At 61.2% G+C, this 21,176-nt stretch carries 21 protein-coding genes; 11 read left to right on the plus strand and 10 right to left on the minus strand.

Translation table 11 applies throughout. From position 1 onward, the window contains the following. Positions 1-17: 17 nt before the first annotated feature. From ACNYC6_RS10225 to ACNYC6_RS10255, 7 genes are read left to right on the plus strand one after another with little or no spacing between them, the layout of a single operon-like run. A complete protein-coding gene (locus ACNYC6_RS10225) occupies positions 18-1,280 on the plus strand; it encodes a type II and III secretion system protein family protein (protein WP_419712191.1) in 1,263 nt (420 codons plus the stop codon). Further along, positions 1,277-2,464: an AAA family ATPase gene (locus ACNYC6_RS10230; RefSeq protein WP_419712192.1), complete on the plus strand. Its 1,188-nt coding sequence runs from the start codon at positions 1,277-1,279 to the stop codon at positions 2,462-2,464. Before ACNYC6_RS10225 ends, ACNYC6_RS10230 begins: the two co-directional genes overlap by 4 nt. Then, positions 2,461-3,741 (plus strand): CpaF family protein, encoded by a 1,281-nt coding sequence (locus ACNYC6_RS10235; RefSeq protein ID WP_419712193.1) that lies wholly within the window; start codon positions 2,461-2,463, stop codon positions 3,739-3,741. The genes ACNYC6_RS10230 and ACNYC6_RS10235 overlap by 4 nt, the downstream gene beginning before the upstream one ends. 10 nt (positions 3,742-3,751) lie before the next feature. After that, positions 3,752-4,636, plus strand: a complete 885-nt coding sequence (locus ACNYC6_RS10240) for a type II secretion system F family protein (RefSeq protein WP_419712194.1) — start codon at positions 3,752-3,754, stop codon at positions 4,634-4,636. An 8-nt stretch (positions 4,637-4,644) separates the two neighbouring features. Beyond that, positions 4,645-5,523 (plus strand): type II secretion system F family protein, encoded by an 879-nt coding sequence (locus ACNYC6_RS10245; RefSeq protein WP_419712195.1) that lies wholly within the window; start codon positions 4,645-4,647, stop codon positions 5,521-5,523. Positions 5,524-5,534: 11 nt separating this feature from the next. Next, positions 5,535-6,248, plus strand: coding sequence for a tetratricopeptide repeat protein (locus ACNYC6_RS10250; protein WP_419712196.1), 714 nt, complete (start codon positions 5,535-5,537; stop codon positions 6,246-6,248). Positions 6,249-6,259: 11 nt separating this feature from the next. Then, a complete protein-coding gene (locus ACNYC6_RS10255; RefSeq protein WP_419712197.1) occupies positions 6,260-6,535 on the plus strand; it encodes a DUF3613 domain-containing protein in 276 nt (91 codons plus the stop codon). Positions 6,536-6,701: 166 nt separating this feature from the next. Here the strand turns inward: ACNYC6_RS10255 and ACNYC6_RS10260 are convergent, their stop codons facing one another. The 3 genes from ACNYC6_RS10260 to ACNYC6_RS10270 all read right to left on the minus strand — a co-directional run bounded on the left by ACNYC6_RS10260 (position 6,702) and on the right by ACNYC6_RS10270 (position 9,400). Next, the gene (locus ACNYC6_RS10260) at positions 6,702-7,061 is read right to left on the minus strand and encodes a DUF6124 family protein (RefSeq protein WP_419712198.1); all 360 of its coding nucleotides are present in this window, start codon (positions 7,059-7,061) and stop codon (positions 6,702-6,704) included. A 971-nt stretch (positions 7,062-8,032) separates the two neighbouring features. Continuing rightward, entirely contained in the window at positions 8,033-8,818 is a 786-nt protein-coding gene (locus tag ACNYC6_RS10265) for a response regulator (RefSeq protein ID WP_419712199.1), read from the minus strand. 111 nt (positions 8,819-8,929) lie between these two features. After that, on the minus strand, positions 8,930-9,400 hold the full coding sequence (locus ACNYC6_RS10270; protein WP_419712200.1) for a prepilin peptidase: 471 nt from the start codon (positions 9,398-9,400) through the stop codon (positions 8,930-8,932). A gap of 75 nt (positions 9,401-9,475) precedes the next feature. Between ACNYC6_RS10270 and ACNYC6_RS10275 the strand changes: the two genes are divergently transcribed. Together ACNYC6_RS10275 and ACNYC6_RS10280 are read left to right on the plus strand one after the other, a co-directional pair. After that, on the plus strand, positions 9,476-9,916 hold the full coding sequence (locus tag ACNYC6_RS10275; RefSeq protein ID WP_419712201.1) for a TadE/TadG family type IV pilus assembly protein: 441 nt from the start codon (positions 9,476-9,478) through the stop codon (positions 9,914-9,916). Further along, positions 9,913-12,666 (plus strand): ATP-binding protein, encoded by a 2,754-nt coding sequence (locus ACNYC6_RS10280; protein WP_419712202.1) that lies wholly within the window; start codon positions 9,913-9,915, stop codon positions 12,664-12,666. Before ACNYC6_RS10275 ends, ACNYC6_RS10280 begins: the two co-directional genes overlap by 4 nt. Here the strand turns inward: ACNYC6_RS10280 and ACNYC6_RS10285 are convergent. The 5 genes from ACNYC6_RS10285 to ACNYC6_RS10305 all read right to left on the minus strand — a co-directional run bounded on the left by ACNYC6_RS10285 (position 12,651) and on the right by ACNYC6_RS10305 (position 17,086). After that, positions 12,651-14,573 carry a pilus assembly protein TadG-related protein gene (locus ACNYC6_RS10285; RefSeq protein ID WP_419712203.1) on the minus strand — a complete coding sequence of 641 codons (1,923 nt, stop codon included), beginning with the start codon at positions 14,571-14,573 and terminating at the stop codon, positions 12,651-12,653. The two genes, ACNYC6_RS10280 and ACNYC6_RS10285, sit on opposite strands and share 16 nt — an antisense overlap. Positions 14,574-14,789: 216 nt before the next feature. After that, the gene (locus ACNYC6_RS10290) at positions 14,790-15,347 is read right to left on the minus strand and encodes a DUF4136 domain-containing protein (RefSeq protein ID WP_419712204.1); all 558 of its coding nucleotides are present in this window, start codon (positions 15,345-15,347) and stop codon (positions 14,790-14,792) included. Between the two features lie 54 nt (positions 15,348-15,401). After that, positions 15,402-16,022 (minus strand): DUF4136 domain-containing protein, encoded by a 621-nt coding sequence (locus ACNYC6_RS10295; RefSeq protein ID WP_419712205.1) that lies wholly within the window; start codon positions 16,020-16,022, stop codon positions 15,402-15,404. A 12-nt stretch (positions 16,023-16,034) separates the two neighbouring features. Then, positions 16,035-16,784, minus strand: coding sequence for a methyltransferase domain-containing protein (locus ACNYC6_RS10300; RefSeq protein WP_419712206.1), 750 nt, complete (start codon positions 16,782-16,784; stop codon positions 16,035-16,037). Further along, a complete protein-coding gene (locus tag ACNYC6_RS10305; protein WP_419712207.1) occupies positions 16,784-17,086 on the minus strand; it encodes a MazG-like family protein in 303 nt (100 codons plus the stop codon). The genes ACNYC6_RS10300 and ACNYC6_RS10305 overlap by 1 nt, the downstream gene beginning before the upstream one ends. Before the next feature lie 165 nt (positions 17,087-17,251). Between ACNYC6_RS10305 and ACNYC6_RS10310 the strand changes: the two genes are divergently transcribed. Both ACNYC6_RS10310 and ACNYC6_RS10315 read left to right on the plus strand, forming a co-directional pair. Further along, complete coding sequence (locus ACNYC6_RS10310) at positions 17,252-17,545, plus strand: hypothetical protein (RefSeq protein ID WP_419712208.1); 294 nt, start codon at positions 17,252-17,254, stop codon at positions 17,543-17,545. A gap of 70 nt (positions 17,546-17,615) precedes the next feature. After that, the gene (locus ACNYC6_RS10315) at positions 17,616-18,962 is read left to right on the plus strand and encodes an MATE family efflux transporter (protein ID WP_419712209.1); all 1,347 of its coding nucleotides are present in this window, start codon (positions 17,616-17,618) and stop codon (positions 18,960-18,962) included. 11 nt (positions 18,963-18,973) lie between these two features. Here the strand turns inward: ACNYC6_RS10315 and ACNYC6_RS10320 are convergent, their stop codons facing one another. Continuing rightward, positions 18,974-19,762: a DUF4123 domain-containing protein gene (locus ACNYC6_RS10320; RefSeq protein WP_419712210.1), complete on the minus strand. Its 789-nt coding sequence runs from the start codon at positions 19,760-19,762 to the stop codon at positions 18,974-18,976. Then, on the minus strand, positions 19,759-21,081 hold the full coding sequence (locus tag ACNYC6_RS10325; RefSeq protein WP_419712211.1) for a type VI secretion system Vgr family protein: 1,323 nt from the start codon (positions 21,079-21,081) through the stop codon (positions 19,759-19,761). The genes ACNYC6_RS10320 and ACNYC6_RS10325 overlap by 4 nt, the downstream gene beginning before the upstream one ends. Positions 21,082-21,176 lie beyond the last annotated feature (95 nt).

Genomic DNA, 21,176 nt, shown 5'->3' on the forward strand with positions numbered 1-21,176 from the left:
AGCAAGGACGCCTTTTAATGCGCAGACGTTTTACGCCGTTGTTCAACGGCTTGATCTGGGCCACCTTGCTGAGCGGCTTGCCGCTGGCGTCGGCAATCGCAGCAACCGGCAGTTGCGCCACGCTCGGCCCATTGCCGGCCGCGCTGGAAGTGGGCGAAGGTCAGCAACAGGAAGTGCAATCGCCCGTGGCGATTACCCGCATCGCTGTCGGCGACCCGAAAATCGCCGACGTGCGGGTCAACGGCAATCAGGCGTTCCTGCTCACCGGTGTCGCCCCCGGCACGACCAGCCTGATGGTCTGGACTGCCTGCTCCAGTGCACCGCGCCAAAGCATGGTGTTCGTCCAGGGGCGCGCAACAACGGCGATGACCACCGCGCGACAATTACCGTCCGCTGATCCCTTGTTGCCATCGCAGGTGCAGACCGACATCCGCTTCGTCGAAGTCAGCCGCACCAAACTGAAAGAGGCCAGCACCTCGATCTACGGCAAAAACTCGAACTTCCTGTTCGGCTCCCCCGGCACCGTCCCCGGCACAGCAGTGACGCCTCGGGTGTTCCCGCTGCGCAACCTCGATCCGCGTATTGCCGTGCCGAGCATTCCGCTGGCCAACGACATGTTCAACATCGTCGCCGGTGGCGGTAACTTCCTCGCCATCATCAACGCCATGGAAGGCAGCGGTTTTGCCTACACCCTGGCGCGGCCGAGCCTGGTGGCGATCAGCGGACAGAGCGCAAGCTTCCTGGCGGGCGGTGAAATCCCGATCCCGATTCCCAGCGCCAACAGCAACAGCTACTCCATCGAATACAAGGAATTCGGCATCCGCCTGACGCTCACGCCGACGGTGGTCAGCAGTGACCAGATCGCCCTCAAGGTTGCCCCCGAAGTCAGCGAACTGGACTACAACAACGCCGTGACCATCGGCGGCACCACCGTGCCGGCCTTCACTATCCGCCGCACCGACACCAGTATTTCCCTGGCCGACGGCGAAAGTTTCGTCATCAGCGGTTTGATCAGCACGCAAAACACTTCGCAGGTGAACAAGTTTCCGGGGCTGGGTGACATCCCGATCCTCGGCGCGTTCTTTCGCAGCTCCTCGATCAATCGCGAAGAACGGGAACTGCTGATGATCGTCACCCCACACCTGGTGCAGCCGTTGGCCGTCAACGCACCGCTGCCGTCACTGCCCGGTGAAAAACTGCGCAATTACGACCCGAACTGGTATCGCCTGTACTTCCTCGAAAACGGCGATTTCGATAAACGCAGCGGGCTATCGCAATGAGCCAGAACCTGAGTCAGACCTTTCTTGCGATCACGCGCAACAGCACCGATCTGGAGTGGCTGCAAGGCGCCCTCGCCCCGCTGGGCCAAGTGGTCAGCGCCGGTGGCGGCAGCCTCGACGAACTGCTGGCGCTGGTGGACGTGACCTTCGCCAGCCTGGTGTTTGTCGGCCTTGATCGGGAACACGTGGTCGCCCAATGCGCGTTGATCGAAGGTGCGCTGGAAGCCAAACCGATGCTGGCCATCGTCGCGCTGGGCGACGGCATGGACAACCAACTCGTCCTCAACGCCATGCGTGCCGGGGCGCGGGATTTCGTCGCCTATGGCTCGCGCTCCAGCGAAGTCGCCGGCCTGGTGCGCCGCCTGGGCAAACGCCTGCCGCCCGTGGCGCCGAACACTCAACTGGGTGGCCTGACCGTGTTGTACGGGGTGCAAAGCAATGCCGATGGCGCGTTGCTCGCCAATCACATGGCGCAGGTGGTGCAAAAGAGCGGCCAGCAAACCCTGTTGCTTGATCTCGGCTTGCCCCGCGGCGACAGCCTCGCGCTGCTCGGGCTGGAGAGTTCGTTTCATTTCGGCGATGCCTTGCGCCACGTGCGCCGCCTCGACGCGACACTGATCGACAGCGCTTTCACGCGTTGCGAAGTGGGGTTGCGCATCCTCGCCTACGCCAGCAACGACGAGCCGCTGGAACACACCAGCGCCGCCGAGCTGTACATGCTGCTCAGCGCCCTGCGCCAACACTTCCAGCACATCGTGGTGAACCTCACCGGCCAACCGGACAGCGAAGCCTTGCGTACCTTCGTCAGCCACTGCGACAAACTGCTGTGGTACACCGACCAGAACGTGATCGACTGCCGCCGCAACCTGGCAGTGCTCAACCTGTGGCGCGAAAAAGGCATGAAGCTCGATCACGCCAAACTGTTGATCGATCGCTACCTGCGCAGCGTCGCGCCGGACTCCGATGCCCTGGGCAAAAGCTTCGGCATGGAAATCATCGCCACCCTCGCCTACAGCCCGGAGGTGCGCCTGAACGCCAAGAACCAGGGCGTGACCCTGTTCGAACTGGCGCCCCGCGAAGTCCTCACCCAAAGCCTGCGCACCCTCGGTGAACGCCTGGCCAAACGTTCCGAAAGCCTGGCCAAACCCAAGTCCTGGTTCAGTCGCTTGCGAGGTGCGCAATGAGCGCAGAAAAACTGTTCGGCGCCAGCCCGCGCGCAGTGGCCGGCAACACCGACCACGAAGGCCTGAAGCTGGTGCTGCACCGCTACATCATCGATGCCATCGAAGAGTCCGGCAAAAACCTGCTGGAAGGTTCACGGCAAGTGCTGTCGCAGTTCGTCATCGACAAAGTCGCCGAGTACATCGCGCGTTTGCACCTGGCGATTTCCCGCTACGAGATGGAGCGACTGGCCGAAGAAATCGTCGACGAGCTCACCGGTTTCGGCCCGCTTGAAGTGCTGCTGCGTGACTCGGCCGTGACCGAAATTCTGGTCAACGGCCCGCACCGGGTGTTCATCGAGCGCGACGGCGTATTGCATCAGAGCGATTTGCGTTTCATCGACGCGCACCACGTCGAGCGCGTCATCCAGCGCATTCTGGCACCGTTGGGCCGGCGGCTGGATGAGTCCTCACCGATGGTCGATGCACGCCTGCCGGACGGCAGCCGGGTCAACGCGATCATTCCGCCGATTGCCCTCGACGGCCCGTGCCTGTCGATTCGAAAATTCCGCCAGGACATGCTCAACAGCACCGACTTGATGGCCATGCAAACCATCGATCAAGCGATCTACGAATTCCTGCAGGAAGCCGTCGGCAAGCGCTGCAACATCCTCATCAGTGGCGGCACCGGCACCGGCAAGACCACGTTGTTGAACATTCTCAGTCAGCTCATCAACCCTCACGAGCGACTGGTGACCATCGAAGACGTCGCCGAACTGCAACTCGGCCACCCACATGTCGTGCGCCTGGAAACCCGTCCGCCGAATGCCGAAGGTCATGGTGAAGTGAAGGCCAGTGACCTGATCCGCAACGCCCTGCGGATGCGTCCAGACCGGATCATCCTCGGCGAGATCCGTGGTGTCGAAGTGGTCGACGTACTCACGGCGATGAACACCGGCCACGACGGCTCCATGAGTACCGTGCACGCCAACAACGCACAGGACGCCTTACTGCGCCTGGAAACCCTGGTCGGCCTGACGGGTCGCAGCATCGCCGAACGAACTTTGCGCCAAATGATCTGCGCAGCGCTGGACGTGGTGATCCAGTTGACGCGCATGCCCGATGGTCGCCGCTGCGTCAGCGAAGTGGTCGAGGTGATCGGCATCCGCGAAGACGTGTATGTGACCAATACCCTGTTCCGCCTCGACCGGCGCACAGGTTTCGGTTTCATGCGCGAAGCGGCCAATCCAGCCGGCGACAAACTGCGTCGCGAAGCGGCGCTCTCCTCCAACGTGTACTGAAGGGCACGGCATGTTCAAACCGTTGCTGCTCACCCTCGTTTGCCTGGCCCTGCTCGGTCTGTCGGTGCGCCTGCTCGTTCGCGGGTTGCGCCAACCCGGCACCGAGCGCGCACTGGAACGCCTGACCCAGGGGCAACCGGAACGCGCAGTGCAGAAAGTCACGTGGGTGGCACTGGAACGCGCCTTTTTACGCGCAGGCCTGGGGCGCCCCACCGAGCGGCTGGGGTTATGGCTGACACTTTGGGGGGTGGGCGCCCTACTCGGCCTGGTAGCAGGCGGCTGGCTGGGGTTGCTCGTTCTGTTGCTGCTGCCGCCAGTGTTTTTGCGGCTGTATGTGCAGTGGCGATACCAGCGCCGGCTCAAGCGCATGATCGAACAATTGCCGCCGCTGCTCGATCACAGCGTGCGTAGCCTGAAGTCCGGACGCACCTTGGCCGATGCCGTGCTCGGTGCGATCGACGCCGCCGAGAATCCACTCAAGCAGGCGCTGGGTCGAGTGCAGCGCAATGTGCAGTTGGGCGTCAGCCTGCCGGATGCCGCCTCGGACTTCGCCGAGCTGTACGACAAAGATGAACTGCGCCTGTTCGCCCTCGGCCTGAAGGTCAACCACCGCTACGGCGGCAACGCCAGCGAGCTGCTGGAAAACCTGATCAAGTTGATTCGCGAACGCGAGCAAGCCGCTCGCCAACTGAGCGCCATGACCGGCGAAACCCGGGTCACGGCGGTGGTCCTGGCGCTGCTGCCGATTACCGTCGCCGCCTACTTTCTGATCTCCAATCCGAACTACCTGATGGGCATGTGGAACGACGGTTCCGGGCAAATGATGCTGGTGAGCGCGATCGGCTTGCAGGTGTTCGGATGTCTGGCGCTGTGGCGCATGTTGCGCAGCCTATGAACCTGTCCATGCTGCTGAGCTCGCTGCTGTTTCTGTTGGCCTCGTTGCTGATGCTGAGTGTGGTGCTGGAGCTGCGTCGACGTGCCCGTCAGGTGGTGCAGCGCCTGGACGGCAAAACCCCGAGCGACAATCGTTTCAGCCAGTGGCTGCATGCACTGGGCACCAGCCGCGTTGGCCAGCAGTCAGTCAAACTCGACAACGAAACCCAAACGCTGCTCAACGCCCTCGGCTGGCGTACCGCACGCAAGCGCGCGATGTTCGCGGCGTTCCAGGTTGGCGCCCCCGTACTGATGCTGATCTTGTGCCTGCTGATCCAGGGTTTGTTTTTCCCCAATGTGGTCAATCAGTGGATCGCCCCGGCATTCGCTCTCGGCATCGGTTATCTGCTGCCCAAACGCCTGTTGGCGGCGGCCGCACACCATCGGCAGAAAAAGCTGGCGATTGAAATTTCCACCTTCATTCCGCTGCTGCGCATCCTGTTTGAATCAGGCATGGCGGTGGAGCAATCGCTACGGGTCTTGAGCAACGACGGCAAACAACTGCTGCCCGTCCTGACCCATGAACTGCGCCTGGTGCTGGCCCGGGTCGACTCCGGCCTGGAACTGGGCGAAGAACTGCACAAAGCCACTCGCCTGCTGGCGGTGGAAGAATTCACCGACACCTGCGTGATCCTGCAACAGCTGATCCATCAGGGCGGCGGTGCGATGAAATCCCTGCTGGCGCTCAAGCTATTGCTCGATGACCGGCGCCTGACGCGCCTGCAGGAATACATCTCCAAGATGTCCGCAAAAATGTCCGTCGTGATGATGCTGTTCCTCTTCCCGGCGTTGTTGATCGTACTGGCCGGCCCGGGCTTCACCGCCCTGGCCCGGGCCTTTGCATCCTGAGAGGGAACCTGATGAAAGCACTGATTGCCGGTTTGAGTCTGCTGATGCTGGGCGGTTGCGCGAGCAACGGCCAGACACCCTGGAGCGCCCTGACCGACTCCGCCAGTTGCGGCAAATTGAGTTCCGAACAACAGCTGTCGCTGAACCTCGCCGATGACATGGCCAAGGACGGCAAACTGCACGCCAGCCTGGCCAACCTGCAAAGCCTGCCGGACAACCTCGCCGACGTGCGCCTGCGCAAGGCCAAGGTTTATCGACTGCTGGGCCGCAGCGAAGCCGAGCCGTTGTACCGCAGCCTGCTCGGCGGCTGCATGGCCGCCGAAGCCGAACACGGCCTGGGCCAACTCGCCGCCGCCTCGGGCGATCACGGCCAGGCACAAGCCCACCTGCAACGGGCCGCACGACTGGCGCCCACCGATGAGAAAATCCGCAACGACCTGGGCGTGGTGTACCTCAATCAATTACGGGTCGAAGACGCCAAATTCGAATTCCTCACCGCCATCGAACTCAAGCAAAGCGATCAACTGGCGGCGGTGAATCTGGTGACTTTATTGATCTACCAGGACGACTGGAACCGCGCGGCCGAACTGGTCAGTCGCCTCGGCCTGAGCCCGGCCCAAGTCACCGAAGCCCAAGCCCGCGCCGAAAAACTCAAGGTCCCGGCCAAACCCGGCGCAGCCATCGCCGCCCAAGTCGCCGCCGTCACCAGCCCGGTACTTCAGTAGGGAGAACCCGCATGAAACCGACTACCCTCTGCTGCCTCAGTCTGCTGGCCCTGCCCTTCGCCAGCCACGCCATCGACGCTGGCCCGGCCTCACCGCAACAACAGGAAACCGAAGGCTGGCTGCAACTGCAATCGCGCAACACCTTCGCCTCCGACAAACCACAAACCGCCAGCGCCACCGAACGCGAACTGGCCATGCAGCGCTGGTTGAAGAGCTTTCAGCATGAGATACCGGCGTTTTTTGATCAGTATGAGGGGGGGAAAGTGGACAGTGGGTCAGGGGAATAAATGGAGCGTTGCACCTGACAAACCGTGGCGAGGGAGCTTGCTCCCGTTCGACTGCGTAGTAGTCGCGATCAAGGGCCGCGATTTGCCATATGCACCGCAAACTGCGGTTTTGGGGTCGCTGCGCAACCCAGCGGGAGCAAGCTCCCTCGCCACAGGGAAGCTGTGATCAATCCTGCGGATCGAGGTTATCCAGCGCCCGATTCACTGCCAGCTCACCGAGCATGATGATCTGCGCAATACCCAGCAACGCATTGCGATGCGGACTGTCCAGAAAACCCGCAAGGTCACTGGCCATGATGCTGGCCGACGCCAACGATTCGCATGCGTGGGCCAACAGGGTTTCGGTGTTGATGTCGGGAACGATGACGAACATCGAGCTGGGCTGGCGCGGGGATGCCGAGTTTCTATCGGCATTGAGATGGTAATCCAGCGCACGATCGGCGGCTTCGTGGAGTTTTTTTGAGTGGGTAGATTCGTAGGGGGAAGCGGGGTCGGTTTCGGGGGGATTTGGGGTTGGTTTGATCATGGTGAAGCTCCATTCGAAGATCGGAGTTCGCCACCACTGCGACCAAGCAGAAGGGTGGCGAACTGAACGCAGGTTGGTCGACCAGGGAATGGAAACCCGGCAGGGCCTAGGCCCTCCCACGCACAGCTCGCCATTGAGCAAACACCAAAATGCCGCTCGCGCGGCACTGTGCGCCATTCTAAACCCGGGCGACCAAACCCGATCACTGAATTTGCAGTGACGAACAAAGGCTAAAGAACGCACGTCCGACGGACAACCTGAAAACCGTGTGGGAAGGTTCCGGTGTTTTTATCCACTGTTAAACATCGTCGACTTTTCCGCCGCCATCGCCAGCAGGCTGGCTCCCACAGTTGGATTGGGTGCAGTTGCAAGAAACTGGTCGGCTGACAGGTCGCCATCGCTGGCAAGCCAGCTCCCACAGGGTTGGTGGGTGTACCCAGGATTTGCGAACAACCGAGATTATTGTGGGAGCGGGCTTGCCCGCGATGAGGGCGTTGGATTCAACATCAATGTCGCCTGACACTCCGTCATCGCGAGCAGGCTCACTCCTACAATGGATCGGCGTACACCCAAGCTCTTCACCACTCAACAGGCCGAGCGTTAGCTCGCCTGCAGCTTTTGATCTTGATCCACCCGCCCCATCGGCAGGCTGAGTGGAGGCGTTTATCCGGGGGTGGGCGCGTAGCGCCGTGCGGCGAAGCCGCACACATCGAGAGGAGGTCGTCGCGCAGCAGACCGGAGGGCAGTGTCCCCGGATGGATACCGGAGCGAAGGAACCCCGAGCTCTAGCGAGGGGCCGTACGTAAGGGGCGAGGCTTTTTGGTTCCTTTTGTGGCGTTTGACAAAAGGGACTCGCCGTAAGGGCGAAACCATAAGCCGCCGTTACCGCAGAAATGGATATGTACACCGGGAGGCCGCCATCGCCAGCAGGCTGGCTCCCACCGTTTTGATCGGCGTACACCCAGGAAAACTCAGTGCGCCGTAACCCTCTGCCGCATCCCCGAATTACTAGGCGACAAAGCCAACGCCAACTGCGTCCGGTTATGCATATGCGTCAAACGCAAAACCTGCGACACATACAACTTCACCGTGTTCTCGGTAATCCCCAACTCACAGGCAATCTGATAATTGGTCTGCCCCTTGCCCACCAACCGCGCCACTTCCAATTGCCGCGGTGACAACTGATTGAAAATCGCCGGAATCTCCACCCGATCCACATCGCTGACATCACCGTCATCCGTCGAAGCGGACGAATACGGCGTACGCCGAACCTTGTCCAGGTCCTGGTACAAATCATCGATCGACTCGGACAGGTATTGCAGCTTCTGATTCAAATGCCCCAACTGCAGCGTCTTCTGCCGTTCATGCAACGCCACCTCCTGACGCCGCAAGCCTTCGAGCAACTCGTGCAGGTCAATCGGCTTCTGGTAGTAATCGGCAATCCCGGCGCGCAGGGCCTTGATCACATCCTGCTTGTCCGCCTGCCCGGTCAACATGATCGCTTCAAACGCACGATGCTTGCCGGACAACCGCTGAAGCTCCTGAACCAGTTGAATCCCGTCCAGGCCCGGCATCTGCAAATCACAGAGCACCAGACCGATGTCATTGTCGTCATTGAACTGTTCGATGGCCTGTTGGCCGGACTCGCAAGGCACGCAACGGTAACCGTTGCTCTCAAGAAATTCGCAGAGTTCTTCAACGATCGAACGCTGATCATCGACCACAAGGATTTTTACTGCCGAGGTACGCTTGTTCACGTGCAACTCCCTGCAAGGTCAAAGGCTGACCGTTCCTGTATCCACCGCTTAAGGCTGTACAACGCTCGTATGAAAGTAGTCGCTCTTGGCCACTCTGTACAAAACGAATGACTAGCGGAGCCAGGCCAACGTCAGTAAAAAACCCACCAGCAAGAACGGCGCAAAGGGTTGTTTTTTTGACATTCCCGGCTCCAGATAGCGGATATGGCTTCTAAAGCCTTGACCGATAAGCAGCCAGACTCTTGGCGCCAGCAGCCACCAAAACACGCTGGCCAATCCGGCGCCGATAAACACGCCCAGCACATGCCGACCGTCGGTCGCGAGACCCAGTGCGGTCATGAGTTTCACATCGCCCGCACCCAACCTTCGCAACGCATAACCGGGCAAGGTGAAGGCCAGTGCCAGCAATGCCGCCCAGCCGCCCTGTTCGGCAGGTGCGCCCAGCCAAGTGGTGCCGCTCCACAGCAACCAGGCCAGGGCCAATGCCCCGACGCCCAATGTCAGGCTATTGGCGATATGCCGCTCACGGGCATCCTGCGCGGCGCACAGCGCCAGCCAGATCAGTAGGACAAAGCTTTGCATTCGGTAAAAAACACCCCTTTTTGCTGAATGATTCTATGCTGACATTACGCAGTGATGGTCAGGGTAGACGCACTCATGAAAACCAACCTCCCCCGCAAACAAAAAGGCGCCGCCGCGATTGAATTTGCCTTGGTGTTCGTCATTTTTTTCGGCGTGTTCTACGCCATCGTTACGTACAGCGTGCCGCTGTTGTTGATGCAATCCTTCAACCAGTCCACCGCCGAAGCCGTGCGTCGCAGCGTGGCGCTGGACCCGAACACACCTGGCTACGAAGCCGCGCTGAAAACCGTGGTCAAGGATGAGTTGAAGCGGCAACTGGCGTGGATTCCCTCCGGGCTGCAATTCAACGTCGACACGGACACCAGCACCACGCTTACGGCCGGTGTGCTGAAGGTCAGCATCAACTACCCCTCCAACAAATTGAGCGCGGTGATTCCATTTCTGCACCTGCCGGGTATCGGCCCGGTACCGAATTTACCCGCCACGCTCACCGCCAGTTCGAGCCTGCAGTTTTGAGTGCCGGGGACAAACTTTTCGGGCGTCTGCTCAATCGTCATCCATCACCGCCTGCGCAATCCCTGAAACCGCTGAGCGTGCTGAGTGTCGGTTTGCAGATGCATCTGAATGCCGAAGGCCAGGTATTGCATCTGACGGGGCCGTTGCGGCATCTATTGGCCCAACAGAAACCCACCGCGCAGGCGCCGCTTCTGCTCGACTTTCTGTTGCCCCATTGCAGTCTCGTGATCGAGGGCTCACCGGCTGATTGGCAAGGGCACCAACTGGACCTGGACTTTTACAGCCTCAGCGGCCAACCCCTGCATTTGCGCGGCTGGGTTCAGCCGTTGGCCGATGCGTGGTTGTTGCAACTGCTGGACATCGGCGACCTGCTGCTCGAACGCCGGCAATCGCGCCTGCGCGAGCAATGTCAGTTGCTGGCGGCGCAGATCGGCGAGCATTTGCGCGTGTGCAGCCTGACGCGTTTACCCGAGATACTGACCGAACAACTGCAAAGCTTGGCCCAGCGTTTCCAGATCCCGTGCATCGCCTTGGCATTGCTCGACGAGCAGGAACAGGGTTGGAAAATTCATCAGCAATACGCCAGTTTCGATGCGCCGCAGCTTTGGCAAACCGGGCAACGCCTGGGCACCGGTCTCGACAGCCTCAACGGCTCCGCGCCCCAGCACCTCAGTCTGATGGAGCATGCGCGCCTGCAAGGCACCTTCGGCAATACCGAAGGTTTCGTCGTGCCTTATCACGACGCTCAAGGGGTGGCGGCCTGGTTGCTGTGTGGTGGCTGGTCGGTGCAGCGACGAGCGCCCGACGTCGGGATGATTGACTGGTTGCAATTCGCTGCCGCGCTCGCCGCGCCCGTGCTGGAGCGCTTGCGCGAACACCGGCATCACCTGCAACTGGAACGCCTTGAGTCGCTGCAAGCGCTGCTCGGCACGGGTTGGTGGGAGGTGTTCAGCGACAGCGCTGAGGTGCAATTGGCGCCCTCGCTGGCTGGCACGCTGAACCTCGGGATCTCGCGTTTACCCGTGCAGGCCTGGCTTGATCAAGTGCACCCGGCGGACCTCGAAGAGCTGCGCAGCCGCCTGCAATCCTTACAGGATGAAGGCACGCCACTGCTGCTGTGTGTGCGCCTGCATCCCCTCGATAACGCCTCGACACCCGCCTGGTATCGCTTGCAAGGCCAGGCCCTGGGCGTCGGCAAGAACCGACGGCTGGTCGGTTTCATGCTCGACATCAGCGACATCAAGAACCAGGAACAAAACGCCGCCGCGGCCCATGCGCGGCTGGACAATCTGATCGCCCGTTCGCCCGCGGTCATTTACGTGCAGCGCTACGTCGAAGGCGCGTTGCAATCGACATTCTTCAGCGACAGCCTGGGCCCGTTGCTCGGCTGGACCCTCGCCGAATGCACCGACGCGGCGTTGGTCGAACGGCTTCATCCCGAGGACCGCGACCGCTATTTCGAACGCACCCGCCAACTGTTGCGCGAAGGTTCGGTGAGCAGCCGCTATCGGCTACGCGACAGTCGTGGCGATTACCACTGGTTACTCGATGAAGCCAAGCTGCTGCGCGATGACCTTGGCCTGCCGGTGGAAGCCGTTGGCTTGTGGCTGGACGTCACCGAAGCGACCCTGGCGACCGAGCGGGTCAAGCAGAGCGAGGAGCGTTACCGGATTCTGGTGGAAGACTCGCCAGCGATGATCTGCCGCTATCGCCCGGACCTGACCCTGACCTTCGGCAACAAGCCACTGGCGACGTATCTGGAGTGCACGCCGGAACAGTTGCCGGGGGTGAATCTGGGCAGCTGGATGTCCCCGGAACAGCGCAAGGCATTCACTCAGCGTCTGAGTCAGTTGAGCCTTGAGTTTCCGGTCAGCACAGCGGAAATCAACCTGCAATTGCCTGGCCGTGAACATGCGTGGTGGGTCTGGTCGGATCGCGGCGTGTTCGACCAGCAAGGCCAATTGCTGGAAATTCAAGCCGTGGGCCGCGACAACACCGAAGTGCGGCGCTCGCAACAGCAACTCACGCAAAGCGCGAAAATGGCCACCCTCGGCGAAATGGCCACGGGCCTGGCCCATGAAATCAATCAGCCGCTGAACGTGATGCGCATGGCCATCGTCAATGTCCTCAAGCGCCTGAGCAACGGCGATGCGCAGATTGATTACCTGACCGACAAACTCAACCGCATCGATGCACAGCTGCAGCGCGCCGCTCGGGTGGTCGATCACATGCGCGTGTTCGGGCGGCGCTCGGAAATCGAAGATCATCCGTTCAACCCGATCCAGGCCATCGAAGGCACGCTGTCGTTGCTGGCCGAGGGCATGCGCGGCAAAGGTGTGGACTTACGCATCAGTGAGACGGATTTTGAGGTGTTGGTGCGCGGCCATGTCGATCAGCTTGAACAAGTGCTGATCAATCTGATGGTCAACGCCCGGGATGCATTGCTCGGCAAGCGTGAAGGCAATCCTGAATTCAAACCGTGGATCGCCGTGCACGCCGAGCAACATGAGCAGTCGGTGCGACTGTGGGTCGAGGACAACGGTGGCGGCATTGATCACCGTTTGCTGGAACGGATTTTCGAGCCGTTTTTCACCACCAAACCGGTGGGCGTCGGCACCGGCCTGGGGCTGTCGGTGAGTTACGGCATTGTCGAGAACATGGGCGGCACACTCAGCGTCGAGAACGCCACCGAAGGCGCGCGGTTTTGCATTGAATTGCCGGTTGTGCCGCCGGATCAGATCACCAGGTAGGCTTTGCCTTTCTCGCCGCAGGTCAGGTTGAAACCGACGTCGACTTTGTTGATGTCGATGCCGAGGTTCATCAGCAGATTGTCCACGATCGGGTCGACCAGCGGTGCGAGCAGGCCGCTGATGGCGGTGATCAATAGTGAAACGACGTCTGACAGAACTGACAACAGTGAACTGAGCAACGACCCCAGCAGGCTTCCGATAGTGGGCGCGTGCTTGATCAGGGTGACACCGCCCAGCGTCCCTTTCAGGCTGCCCACCACTCCGGACACTGCGACCGGGTGCGTGGGGTTCGGCGACACGTTGATCTCATGGGGATTGGCGAAGGTGTAATTAGGCTCGGTTTTACCGGCAATCGGACTGTCGATCATGATTTCGCTGCCGCCACCGCCGAAGGGGGTTCGCGCACCACAGGTGAACAGGTGACAGGTTTTCGAACCGATATCGACTAGAGGCAACGGCGACAGGCTTGGAGCGGGTGAGGACGAGAGCCAGATCGCGTCGTCGATCTGTCCGACTTTGACTTGTACCACCGCAATGTTGGTGGTGGCCGTGAGACTCTTGCTGTTCGGGGTGGCACAGGAGTAATCGGTCACATAACTACTGCCCATGCCCGCTTCGATACCGACGTCGAGGCTAAGTCCATTGGGCAATATTTTCAGATCCGTCTGCGTGCAGTTGCCGAGAATGCAGCCAGGCCACAGCAACGTATTGACCGCCCCCACCACCGGAGTCAGCAACGAGTTGACCAGTTGCAGAACGGAGTCGATCAACGACAAATCAACCGCCACCAATATGCGAATCTGCGCCGTACTCACATAAATCCTGTTCACCCCCAACGGTGCGACTTTCGCCAGCGCCGGGTCACCCACTGCCGAAAACTGCGGCGGCTGAATGACTTTTATACGGGTGGTAACGCCCGCCAATCCCAACAAATTCACCGGCAACACGGCGTTCACCGCGCTGTTCTTGTTGGCCAGTTGGACAACCCCCTGGATCAATTGGAACAGTTGCACCGTAGCGTCCAACCCTTGTGCTTGCGCACCGGTTTGCAGTTGCAGCAGATCACCCAGCTTGATGGGCGACGTGGCGGAGGCCGACAGTTGCAGATTGGCCAACGCAGCTTTGACCTCAACCGTGGCGCCGCTCTGACCCGCTACAGTGGCCGCAGCCTTGATGAACTGGGTGACACTGCCTTGCGTGTCCAGCAGCGCGGTGTAGTTGCCGGCCGTAACGCCCAATTCGATGGCGAGCTGATCCATGAATTTCAGCAGGTTGATATCGGTCTTGACCAGGCCGTCCCAGCCGCCGACGGTCAGGTTGACATTGCCCCCCAGCAGCGTCGAAAACAGTGGGTTCAACAGGTTTGATTTCGCGCTATCAACCCCCAGCAAGGTGCTGCGGATACTCAGTTGCGCCAGCGTCTGTTTGGGCTCGGCGGCGACGGCGGTGGCACTGAGCCGGGTCGTGAGGCTGACCGGTCCGCCGGACAACAAGGCACCGATGCCCGCCGCCACGCTGGTGGTGACCGGACGGCTGACGGTGACTTGCACGGCTGCGGTTTTCGTTGCGTCGGCGGTGAATGCTCGCAGGTTATCCGCGCCAGTCTGCAAGCTGCCGCAATTGACCGCCAGCGTGTTGTCCGCGTCGACGGTAAACCCGTTGCGCGCCGCACTTTCAGTAGCGTAGGTGGCGGCACTCTGGCCGGACTTGCAGTTGCCATCGCGGGCCACAGCTTCGAGTGCAGCAACATCAGCCACCCGTTGCAGCTTGCGTTGTTCCAGATAAAGCCTGCCGGAATCGATCACCAGCAGTGTGAACCCCAACGCCAGCGCCAGGGTGCCGGCCGCCATCAATCCAATCGCCCCCCGTTGCCGGGCCGGGCCGCGAAACTGCATGCGAGGCGACATCGCGCACTCCTTTGCCGGCGCACTGCCGAGCGCTACCTCCGTTGGTTAGAGCAGTGTAGACACAGGCTGACGTTACTGCTGGCAACTCGCCAGCCAAGACCACAAAAACCCCTGTGGGAGCCAGCCTGCTGGCGATGGCGCTGTATCAGTCAGCATCTGTGTCGACTGACACTCCGTCATCGCCAGCAGGCTGGCTCCCACAGGGTAACGAGATGATTATTTGGGTGGATAGTTCGCCAAAATCCGGGTCACCGTTTCGCGTATGGCATTGCTGCGATCGGAAGGGTTCGGGGTGCGGCTGAGCATCTGTTCGTCGCTGCCGCGCCACACGAGTTTGCCGTCCTTGCCGTCGAGCAGGTCGATCTGGATGGTCGCTACCTTGTAGTTGACCAGACGGGTTTCGTTGTACATCGGCGCGCCCCAGTAGCCGTTCCACGGGTTGCCCCAACCACCGCCGTAGTTGGTGGTCACCTGTTGCTGGCGCTCTTCGACAATCAGGTAGGTCTGCACATTCAAGTCACCCTTGGCACCCGCTGCGGCCGGGCGCAGGCCGCGCTGATCGAGTTGATCGGCTACCGACTGGCGGATGCGCTGCTCGGTCAGGTCGCTCTTGATTCGTGGGTCATCGGGGCGGTATTGCAGGACCGGTTCTTTCCAGCTCCAGCTGCGGTAGGCGGCGAAGTCGCGGCTGGCATCGAAGTCATGATTGACCTGGTTGGCGGCGCAGGCACTGAGCAGCGCGACCACTGCCAGTAAAGCGAAACGGCGGAACATGATGATTCTCCGATTGAAGACATGAACCTGCGAAATGCTTCTTAACTACAGAAGCTAACTAGGAGGATACGCCGACATTGCCTTTTCTACAGCCTCCCGTATGGCATCCACCTGCTGGCTTTGCGTGCCCCGGTTGCTGGTTTCGGCGCTGGAACTCCACACCGGCTGGCCGCTCTGTGCGTCGAACAGATCCACATGCACCACCACGACCTGTTCCTGATAGGTGCGGATGATCGGCACTGTGGCGTAGCCACCGTAGCCACTGCCATAGCGGTTGTAACCGCCATAACCACCGTAGTAGCCACCGTCGTAGTAATCATCGCGAACCTGGCGCAAACGGGTTTCCATCCGCAGATCGGCACTGACGAACAGGTCTGCCGGACGATTGTCATGCAGCGGACGCAAGCCGCGTTGATCAAGCGCACTGCTGACCGCTTCGGCGACCTGCGCCGAGTCTGCCCACGCGGTGCCCGGCGGCATTTGCCCGTTGAGCCAGGCCCAGCTGCGGTAGCGCCCGTAGTCACGGGGCGGCGCCGGGTAGGCGCTGCGGTCGAAGGTGCTGGCCGCCTGCGGTGGCGCCGGTGGAATGGGGTTGGAGGACGCCACATACGGGTTGCTGCCCTGACAGGCAGCCAAACCCAGACAGATCACCAACAACCCTGAGCGACTTTTCATTTCGGGCTCCGATCAGACCGGCCGACAGATCCAGTGCAAGTAACGCCCAAGCCCGGCAAAGCTTGGGTGACGGCGGTGCGCCAGTTCCATTTCGAGCAAATCCAGCAGTTCGGCGCGGGCCTGGAATTCCACCGGCATATAGTCGTGAAAAACCCGCACCCCGCTCTGGCTTTCGACCTGCCACAGGCCTTCAAGTTGCGCCGCCAATTCCCGTGGATCCAGCGGCTGTTGCGGAGTCAGGCTCTGCTTCTCGCCCGCCATGTCGTTCTTGCGCATCTTGCGGAAATGGCCCTTGAGCAAGTTTCGGTAAATCAGCGCATCGCGGTTGTAGAACGCCAGTGACAGCCAGCCATCGGCCTTGGTCAGTTGATGCAATACCGGCAGGATCGCATGGGGCTCGGCCAGCCATTCCAGTACGGCGTGGCACAGCACCAGATCGTAGGGTTCGGTGAGCTGGCCGAGCAGCTCCTGCCACGGCGCCTGAATGAACGTTGCCGTTTGACCGGCCTCGGCGAAGCGCTGGCGGGCGCCTTCGAGCATCGGCTCGGCAGGCTCGGCCAACGTGACGTCATGCCCGCGTTCGGCCAGCCACAACGACATGTGGCCAAGCCCCGCGCCGATATCCAGCACGCGCAGCGGTCGGTCCGGCAGGGTTTCGGCAAGGTCGGCCTGCAACACTGCCAGGCGAATCGCGCCTTTGGCACCGCCGTAGATTTTTTCCGCGAAACGGGTCGCCAGTTGATCGAAATGACGGTCGCTCATCAGCTGAACCTCCGCTCGCTGTCGGCCAGTTTGCTGTTCACCACTTCATTCATGTCCAGCCCCAACTCGCCGCACAGCAACAGTAGATAAAGCACGATGTCACCGATTTCCTGGCCGGCATGGGCCAGTTTTTCCGCCGGCAACTGCCGTGACTGGTCTTCGGTCAGCCACTGGAAAATCTCCACCAGCTCGGCCATTTCGACACTCGCGGCCATGGCCAGGTTTTTCGGGCTGTGAAATTGCCGCCAGTCATTGCGGTCACGAATGGCGTGCAGGCGTTCGGTCAGTTCAACAAGGTTCATCGGGCTCTCCTGAAGGCGTATAGCTTCGGGGGGATGGCGAGTGAAGGCAAGTGACAAAGAGTGGCCGGCTCCCACAGGTACAGCGCAACCCTCTATGCTTGTGGGGAACTCGGTACGGCGATCAATGGCCCAACCGTGCATCTCATTCATCAGGACGCTCATTCCATGCAGGTAGAAGGTTTTTTCGAATGGCTCGGTCAGGCCCTTGGCTCCGTCATCCGTTTCATCGTTGATGCCCTCAGTGGCCTGTTCCAGTTGGTGAGCCGTGCCAGCAGCAACTTTGTCGAAGGCTTGTCTCGTGCCCTGGGCATGGACACCTCGATCATCAGCATCGCTATCTTGATCCTGGGCCTGGTGCTCTTGTGGTCCGCGATCCGCGCGTTCATGAATGCGGCGTTCATCATGGGGATCATCTGGCTGATGCTGGGGCTTTGGTTGCTCAGCTGGATCATGCACTGACACCCCCCACATTCGATCGCGGCAGATTGCCGATGTGCCGCTACAATGCCCGCTCCCCCAAGGAGCCTGCATGTCCAACCTGATTGCCGACTGGCGCGACCATCCTACCCATCTTCGGGTCTGGGCGCTGGCGGCGCCGATGATTCTCTCGAACATTTCCGTACCGCTGGTGGCGCTGGTCGACAGCACCGTCATCGGTCACTTGCCCCATGCCCATCAACTCGGCGCCGTCGCGGTCGGGGCCAGCCTGTACACTTTTCTGGCCTGGGCCATGGGCTTTCTGCGCATGGGCACCACCGGGTTCGCGGCTCAAGCCGCCGGGCGTGGCGATGGCGCGGCGTTGCGGCAGATTTTGTTGCAGGGCCTGCTGTTGGCCATGGGCCTGGCAATTGTGCTCGGCGCCGTGGGCGTGCCGTTGAGCGGGGTCGCGCTGCACTTCATGCAGCCGTCGGCGGAACTGGACCAGATGACCCGCGAGTTTTTCCACACGCGGCTGTTCGGCCTGCCGGCGGCACTGGCCAGTTATGCGCTGGTCGGCTGGTTCCTCGGCACCCAAAACGCCCGTGCTCCACTGGCGATTCTGCTGACGACCAATCTGGTCAACATCGCCCTGAACCTGTGGTTTGTCCTTGGTCTGGAATGGGGCGTGGTCGGTGCCGCCCGCGCCTCGGTGATTGCCGAGTGGACCGGCGCATTGATCGGCCTGCTGATGACTCGCCACGCCTTGGGCGCATACCCCGGTCACATCGTCTGGGCTGCATTGCGACGGTGGCAGAGCTGGCGGCCGCTGCTGGCGGTTAACCGCGACATCTTCCTGCGCAGCCTGGCCCTGCAATCGGTGTTTTTCCTGATCACCGTGCAAGGCGCGCGTTTGGGTGATGCCACTGTCGCTGCCAACGCCCTGCTGCTCAACGGCTTGCTGCTGACGGCCCACGCGCTCGATGGCCTGGCCCACGCCGTGGAAGCCCTGTGCGGGCATGCCATCGGAGCCCGTGACCGCGATGCCCTGCGTCGCTCTCTGGTGGTGGCGGGCGGTTGGTCGTTGCTGGCGAGCCTGGGCTTTGCCGCATTGTTTCTGTTGGCCGGGCACTTGTTCATCGAGATGCAGACCGACATCACCAGTGTGCGTGACACCGCGTTCATCTACCTGCCCTACCTCGCCGCGCTGCCATTGATTGCAGTCTGGAGCTACCTGCTCGACGGCTTGTTCATCGGCGCCACCCGCGCCCGTGAAATGCGCAACGGCATGCTGCTGACCGTGGTTTTGCTGGTGCCGTTCGCCTGGGCGTTGCAAGGTTTGGGCAACCATGGATTGTGGATAACTTTCCTGCTGTTCATGGCGTTGCGCAGCCTGACCCTCGGTGTCATCGCCTGGCGCCTGCGCCGCAACGACGGCTGGTTCGCCCGCGCACACTGATCGAAGGGTGTTCAGGATTGATCGCTCTGCCAGCGGTTGCGCAGGCCGTCGAGCCGCTCCTGCTGGGTTTGCCCGGTCAATGGCGATAAAAGCGATGCGTAAGGATGCAGCAGGCGCAACCATAACCAGTCATCCAGCACCGGGCGCTCGCTGAAACCCAGCGCCAGCCCTTCCTGCAAATGGCACCACAGGCGCGCGTAGTCCGTCGCGGTGGACCGACTCCAATGCCAGGCGTGTTGTTCGAGCAGGCAGGTTTGCAGCTTTTCCCGCTGCCGGGGGCTGAGGTTTTCTTCGACGGTCAAAGGGCTGACGGCCACCCCGGGATTGAGCAACTGCTGCCAGCCCTGACTGCCGATCGCCCGGTCGGCCCAGGTGCCACCGAACCAGCGCATCTGGCTGATCGGCCCCAACCAGCGAGTCAGTTCCCCGGCATCACAGGCATCGAAAAAGTAACTGGCGGTGTGCGGGTTGTAGTAACTCAGCAAGGCGCGATGGTGCAGGCCGAAGCTGACCGTGAGCATACGCCGCAAGTGCGCCAGCAACATCGATGTCGAGGCCTCGCTGACCAACAGCAAGCCACGCCAGTGCTGAGCTTCGCGCTGGCATACCTGGGCCAGCGCCGGGCAGCTACGCAGGTCAATCAGCGCCGGGCCTTGTTCGCGCAACACATGCCATTCGGTAGTTTCGAACAGCCAGAACCATCGGGCCTGGGCAAACCTGCTTTTCAACATCACACCCGCCTGCGGCACATCCAGCAACAGCCATTGCGCGATCGCATCGGGCGTGTGCACGGCGTTCATGCCGCACCGCTCTGGCCAAGTCGCATTGCCACCCGGCAGGTGCACAGCGCCTGCGCGCAATGATTGAAGCTGCCGCCACCGGGTATCAGACACAACATTAGCAAGGGCTCACCTGAACGCAGCCAGTCCTGCACGCCTTCGGGCGGGTGTCCATCGACGGGGGCGGCCCCCATCGCATCAGTCTTTTCACCCTGCTTGGGCGGGTGAAGAACCCCGGTAATCAATGGCTGATCCGGATCGCCTTCGATGAAACTCACCACCACCTCCACACCTTCGTTCAACGACACGCCACTGGCCGCTTTCAACTGCGGCGCCAACGGCAGCCAACAGTGGCCGGGCGTTGCTCCTTCACCCTGATACGACCAGTCAAACTGCACGGCCACCGGTCGTGACGGATCCGGCTGTGGCTCATCAACACTCACCACCCATCCCCGTTGCAGACTGTGCATCCTCGGCTTTGGCGCGCATTGCGGTGACTCGAACGGTGCAGCCCAGTGCATCGCACGCACCTGATTACGGTAAGGAGTGTGCGGGTCCTGGCTGCCCTGATGTTCGACATGGGTCAGCAGCCACAGCTGATTCCACTCCTTGACCGGATGGTCGGCCAGCGGCATCCATTGCCCGCTGCGCAACGTCGCCAGATCCGTGTGGCATTCAGCACGTTGCTGCACGCTGTCGGCACATCGCTGCACCTCAAAGCGTCGCACCGACGATGGATCACCCTCGCGCCTGAAGACCGCCACGTCACCCACGGGGAAATGCGCCTGCCCATCGGCGAACACCACGCAGTGCCCACGTGCGGGGGACTCAAAGTGATAGTGAATCCGCTCCTGGGCACACAACCGTTGCAGGAATTGCAGATCCGATTCGCGGTACTGCGTGCAGAAATCCCGCAGCGGATAATCATCATCCAGCTCGAAGCACCGGTCCTGGCCGACAATTCCGTGTTCCCTGAGCACCTGGTCGAGGATTTGCGGCACCGAACGGGCGCTGAAGATTCGCTGGCTGACTCGCTGGGCCAGGCACGAAAGTTTCGGCCCAAGCCGCACATGGCAAAGCCTGAGCGTCGAACCATGGTCGCGCTGCACCAGTTCATGCAATTGACCATGGACGCTGTTTCCCACTGGCCCGAAATGCAAGACGGCCGAGCGGTACAGCAGACTGGCGAGGTCGAGTGCCGGGTCGTTGATCAGCAGATCCACGTCGAACACGAACGGCTCGCTGATGGCTTCTCTACCGGTAAAGGCCAGGACCTCGAAGGCGTCGGACAGACCTGCTACGACCAGACGAAATTCAGGTTCGTTGACTGGATCGAACATCGGCGATTCTCTACAGGAGGGACAGCCGGGGATTCTCGCCGAGAGACATGGCCGAGTAGAGAGGCGAAGGACAACTTAGGAAATGACCTACGCGA

The sequence above is a fragment of the Pseudomonas sp. NFX224 genome (assembly GCF_048565165.1).
Taxonomy (GTDB): domain Bacteria; phylum Pseudomonadota; class Gammaproteobacteria; order Pseudomonadales; family Pseudomonadaceae; genus Aquipseudomonas.

Excerpts from the sequence above, each read along its gene's own strand:
- ACNYC6_RS10315 (WP_419712209.1), top strand. The coding sequence starts at position 17,616 with ATGTCCAACCTGATTGCCGACTGGCGCGACCATCCTACCCATCTTCGG.
- ACNYC6_RS10275 (WP_419712201.1), top strand. The coding sequence starts at position 9,476 with ATGAAAACCAACCTCCCCCGCAAACAAAAAGGCGCCGCCGCGATTGAA.
- ACNYC6_RS10295 (WP_419712205.1), bottom strand. The coding sequence starts at position 16,022 with ATGAAAAGTCGCTCAGGGTTGTTGGTGATCTGTCTGGGTTTGGCTGCC.
- ACNYC6_RS10285 (WP_419712203.1), bottom strand. The coding sequence starts at position 14,573 with ATGTCGCCTCGCATGCAGTTTCGCGGCCCGGCCCGGCAACGGGGGGCG.
- ACNYC6_RS10320 (WP_419712210.1), bottom strand. The coding sequence starts at position 19,762 with ATGAACGCCGTGCACACGCCCGATGCGATCGCGCAATGGCTGTTGCTG.
- ACNYC6_RS10305 (WP_419712207.1), bottom strand. The coding sequence starts at position 17,086 with ATGAACCTTGTTGAACTGACCGAACGCCTGCACGCCATTCGTGACCGC.
- ACNYC6_RS10270 (WP_419712200.1), bottom strand. The coding sequence starts at position 9,400 with ATGCAAAGCTTTGTCCTACTGATCTGGCTGGCGCTGTGCGCCGCGCAG.
- ACNYC6_RS10325 (WP_419712211.1), bottom strand. The coding sequence starts at position 21,081 with ATGTTCGATCCAGTCAACGAACCTGAATTTCGTCTGGTCGTAGCAGGT.
- ACNYC6_RS10260 (WP_419712198.1), bottom strand. The coding sequence starts at position 7,061 with ATGATCAAACCAACCCCAAATCCCCCCGAAACCGACCCCGCTTCCCCC.
- ACNYC6_RS10290 (WP_419712204.1), bottom strand. The coding sequence starts at position 15,347 with ATGTTCCGCCGTTTCGCTTTACTGGCAGTGGTCGCGCTGCTCAGTGCC.
- ACNYC6_RS10245 (WP_419712195.1), top strand. The coding sequence starts at position 4,645 with ATGCTGCTGAGCTCGCTGCTGTTTCTGTTGGCCTCGTTGCTGATGCTG.
- ACNYC6_RS10310 (WP_419712208.1), top strand. The coding sequence starts at position 17,252 with ATGCAGGTAGAAGGTTTTTTCGAATGGCTCGGTCAGGCCCTTGGCTCC.
- ACNYC6_RS10300 (WP_419712206.1), bottom strand. The coding sequence starts at position 16,784 with ATGAGCGACCGTCATTTCGATCAACTGGCGACCCGTTTCGCGGAAAAA.
- ACNYC6_RS10230 (WP_419712192.1), top strand. The coding sequence starts at position 1,277 with ATGAGCCAGAACCTGAGTCAGACCTTTCTTGCGATCACGCGCAACAGC.
- ACNYC6_RS10250 (WP_419712196.1), top strand. The coding sequence starts at position 5,535 with ATGAAAGCACTGATTGCCGGTTTGAGTCTGCTGATGCTGGGCGGTTGC.
- ACNYC6_RS10240 (WP_419712194.1), top strand. The coding sequence starts at position 3,752 with ATGTTCAAACCGTTGCTGCTCACCCTCGTTTGCCTGGCCCTGCTCGGT.
- ACNYC6_RS10225 (WP_419712191.1), top strand. The coding sequence starts at position 18 with ATGCGCAGACGTTTTACGCCGTTGTTCAACGGCTTGATCTGGGCCACC.
- ACNYC6_RS10255 (WP_419712197.1), top strand. The coding sequence starts at position 6,260 with ATGAAACCGACTACCCTCTGCTGCCTCAGTCTGCTGGCCCTGCCCTTC.
- ACNYC6_RS10235 (WP_419712193.1), top strand. The coding sequence starts at position 2,461 with ATGAGCGCAGAAAAACTGTTCGGCGCCAGCCCGCGCGCAGTGGCCGGC.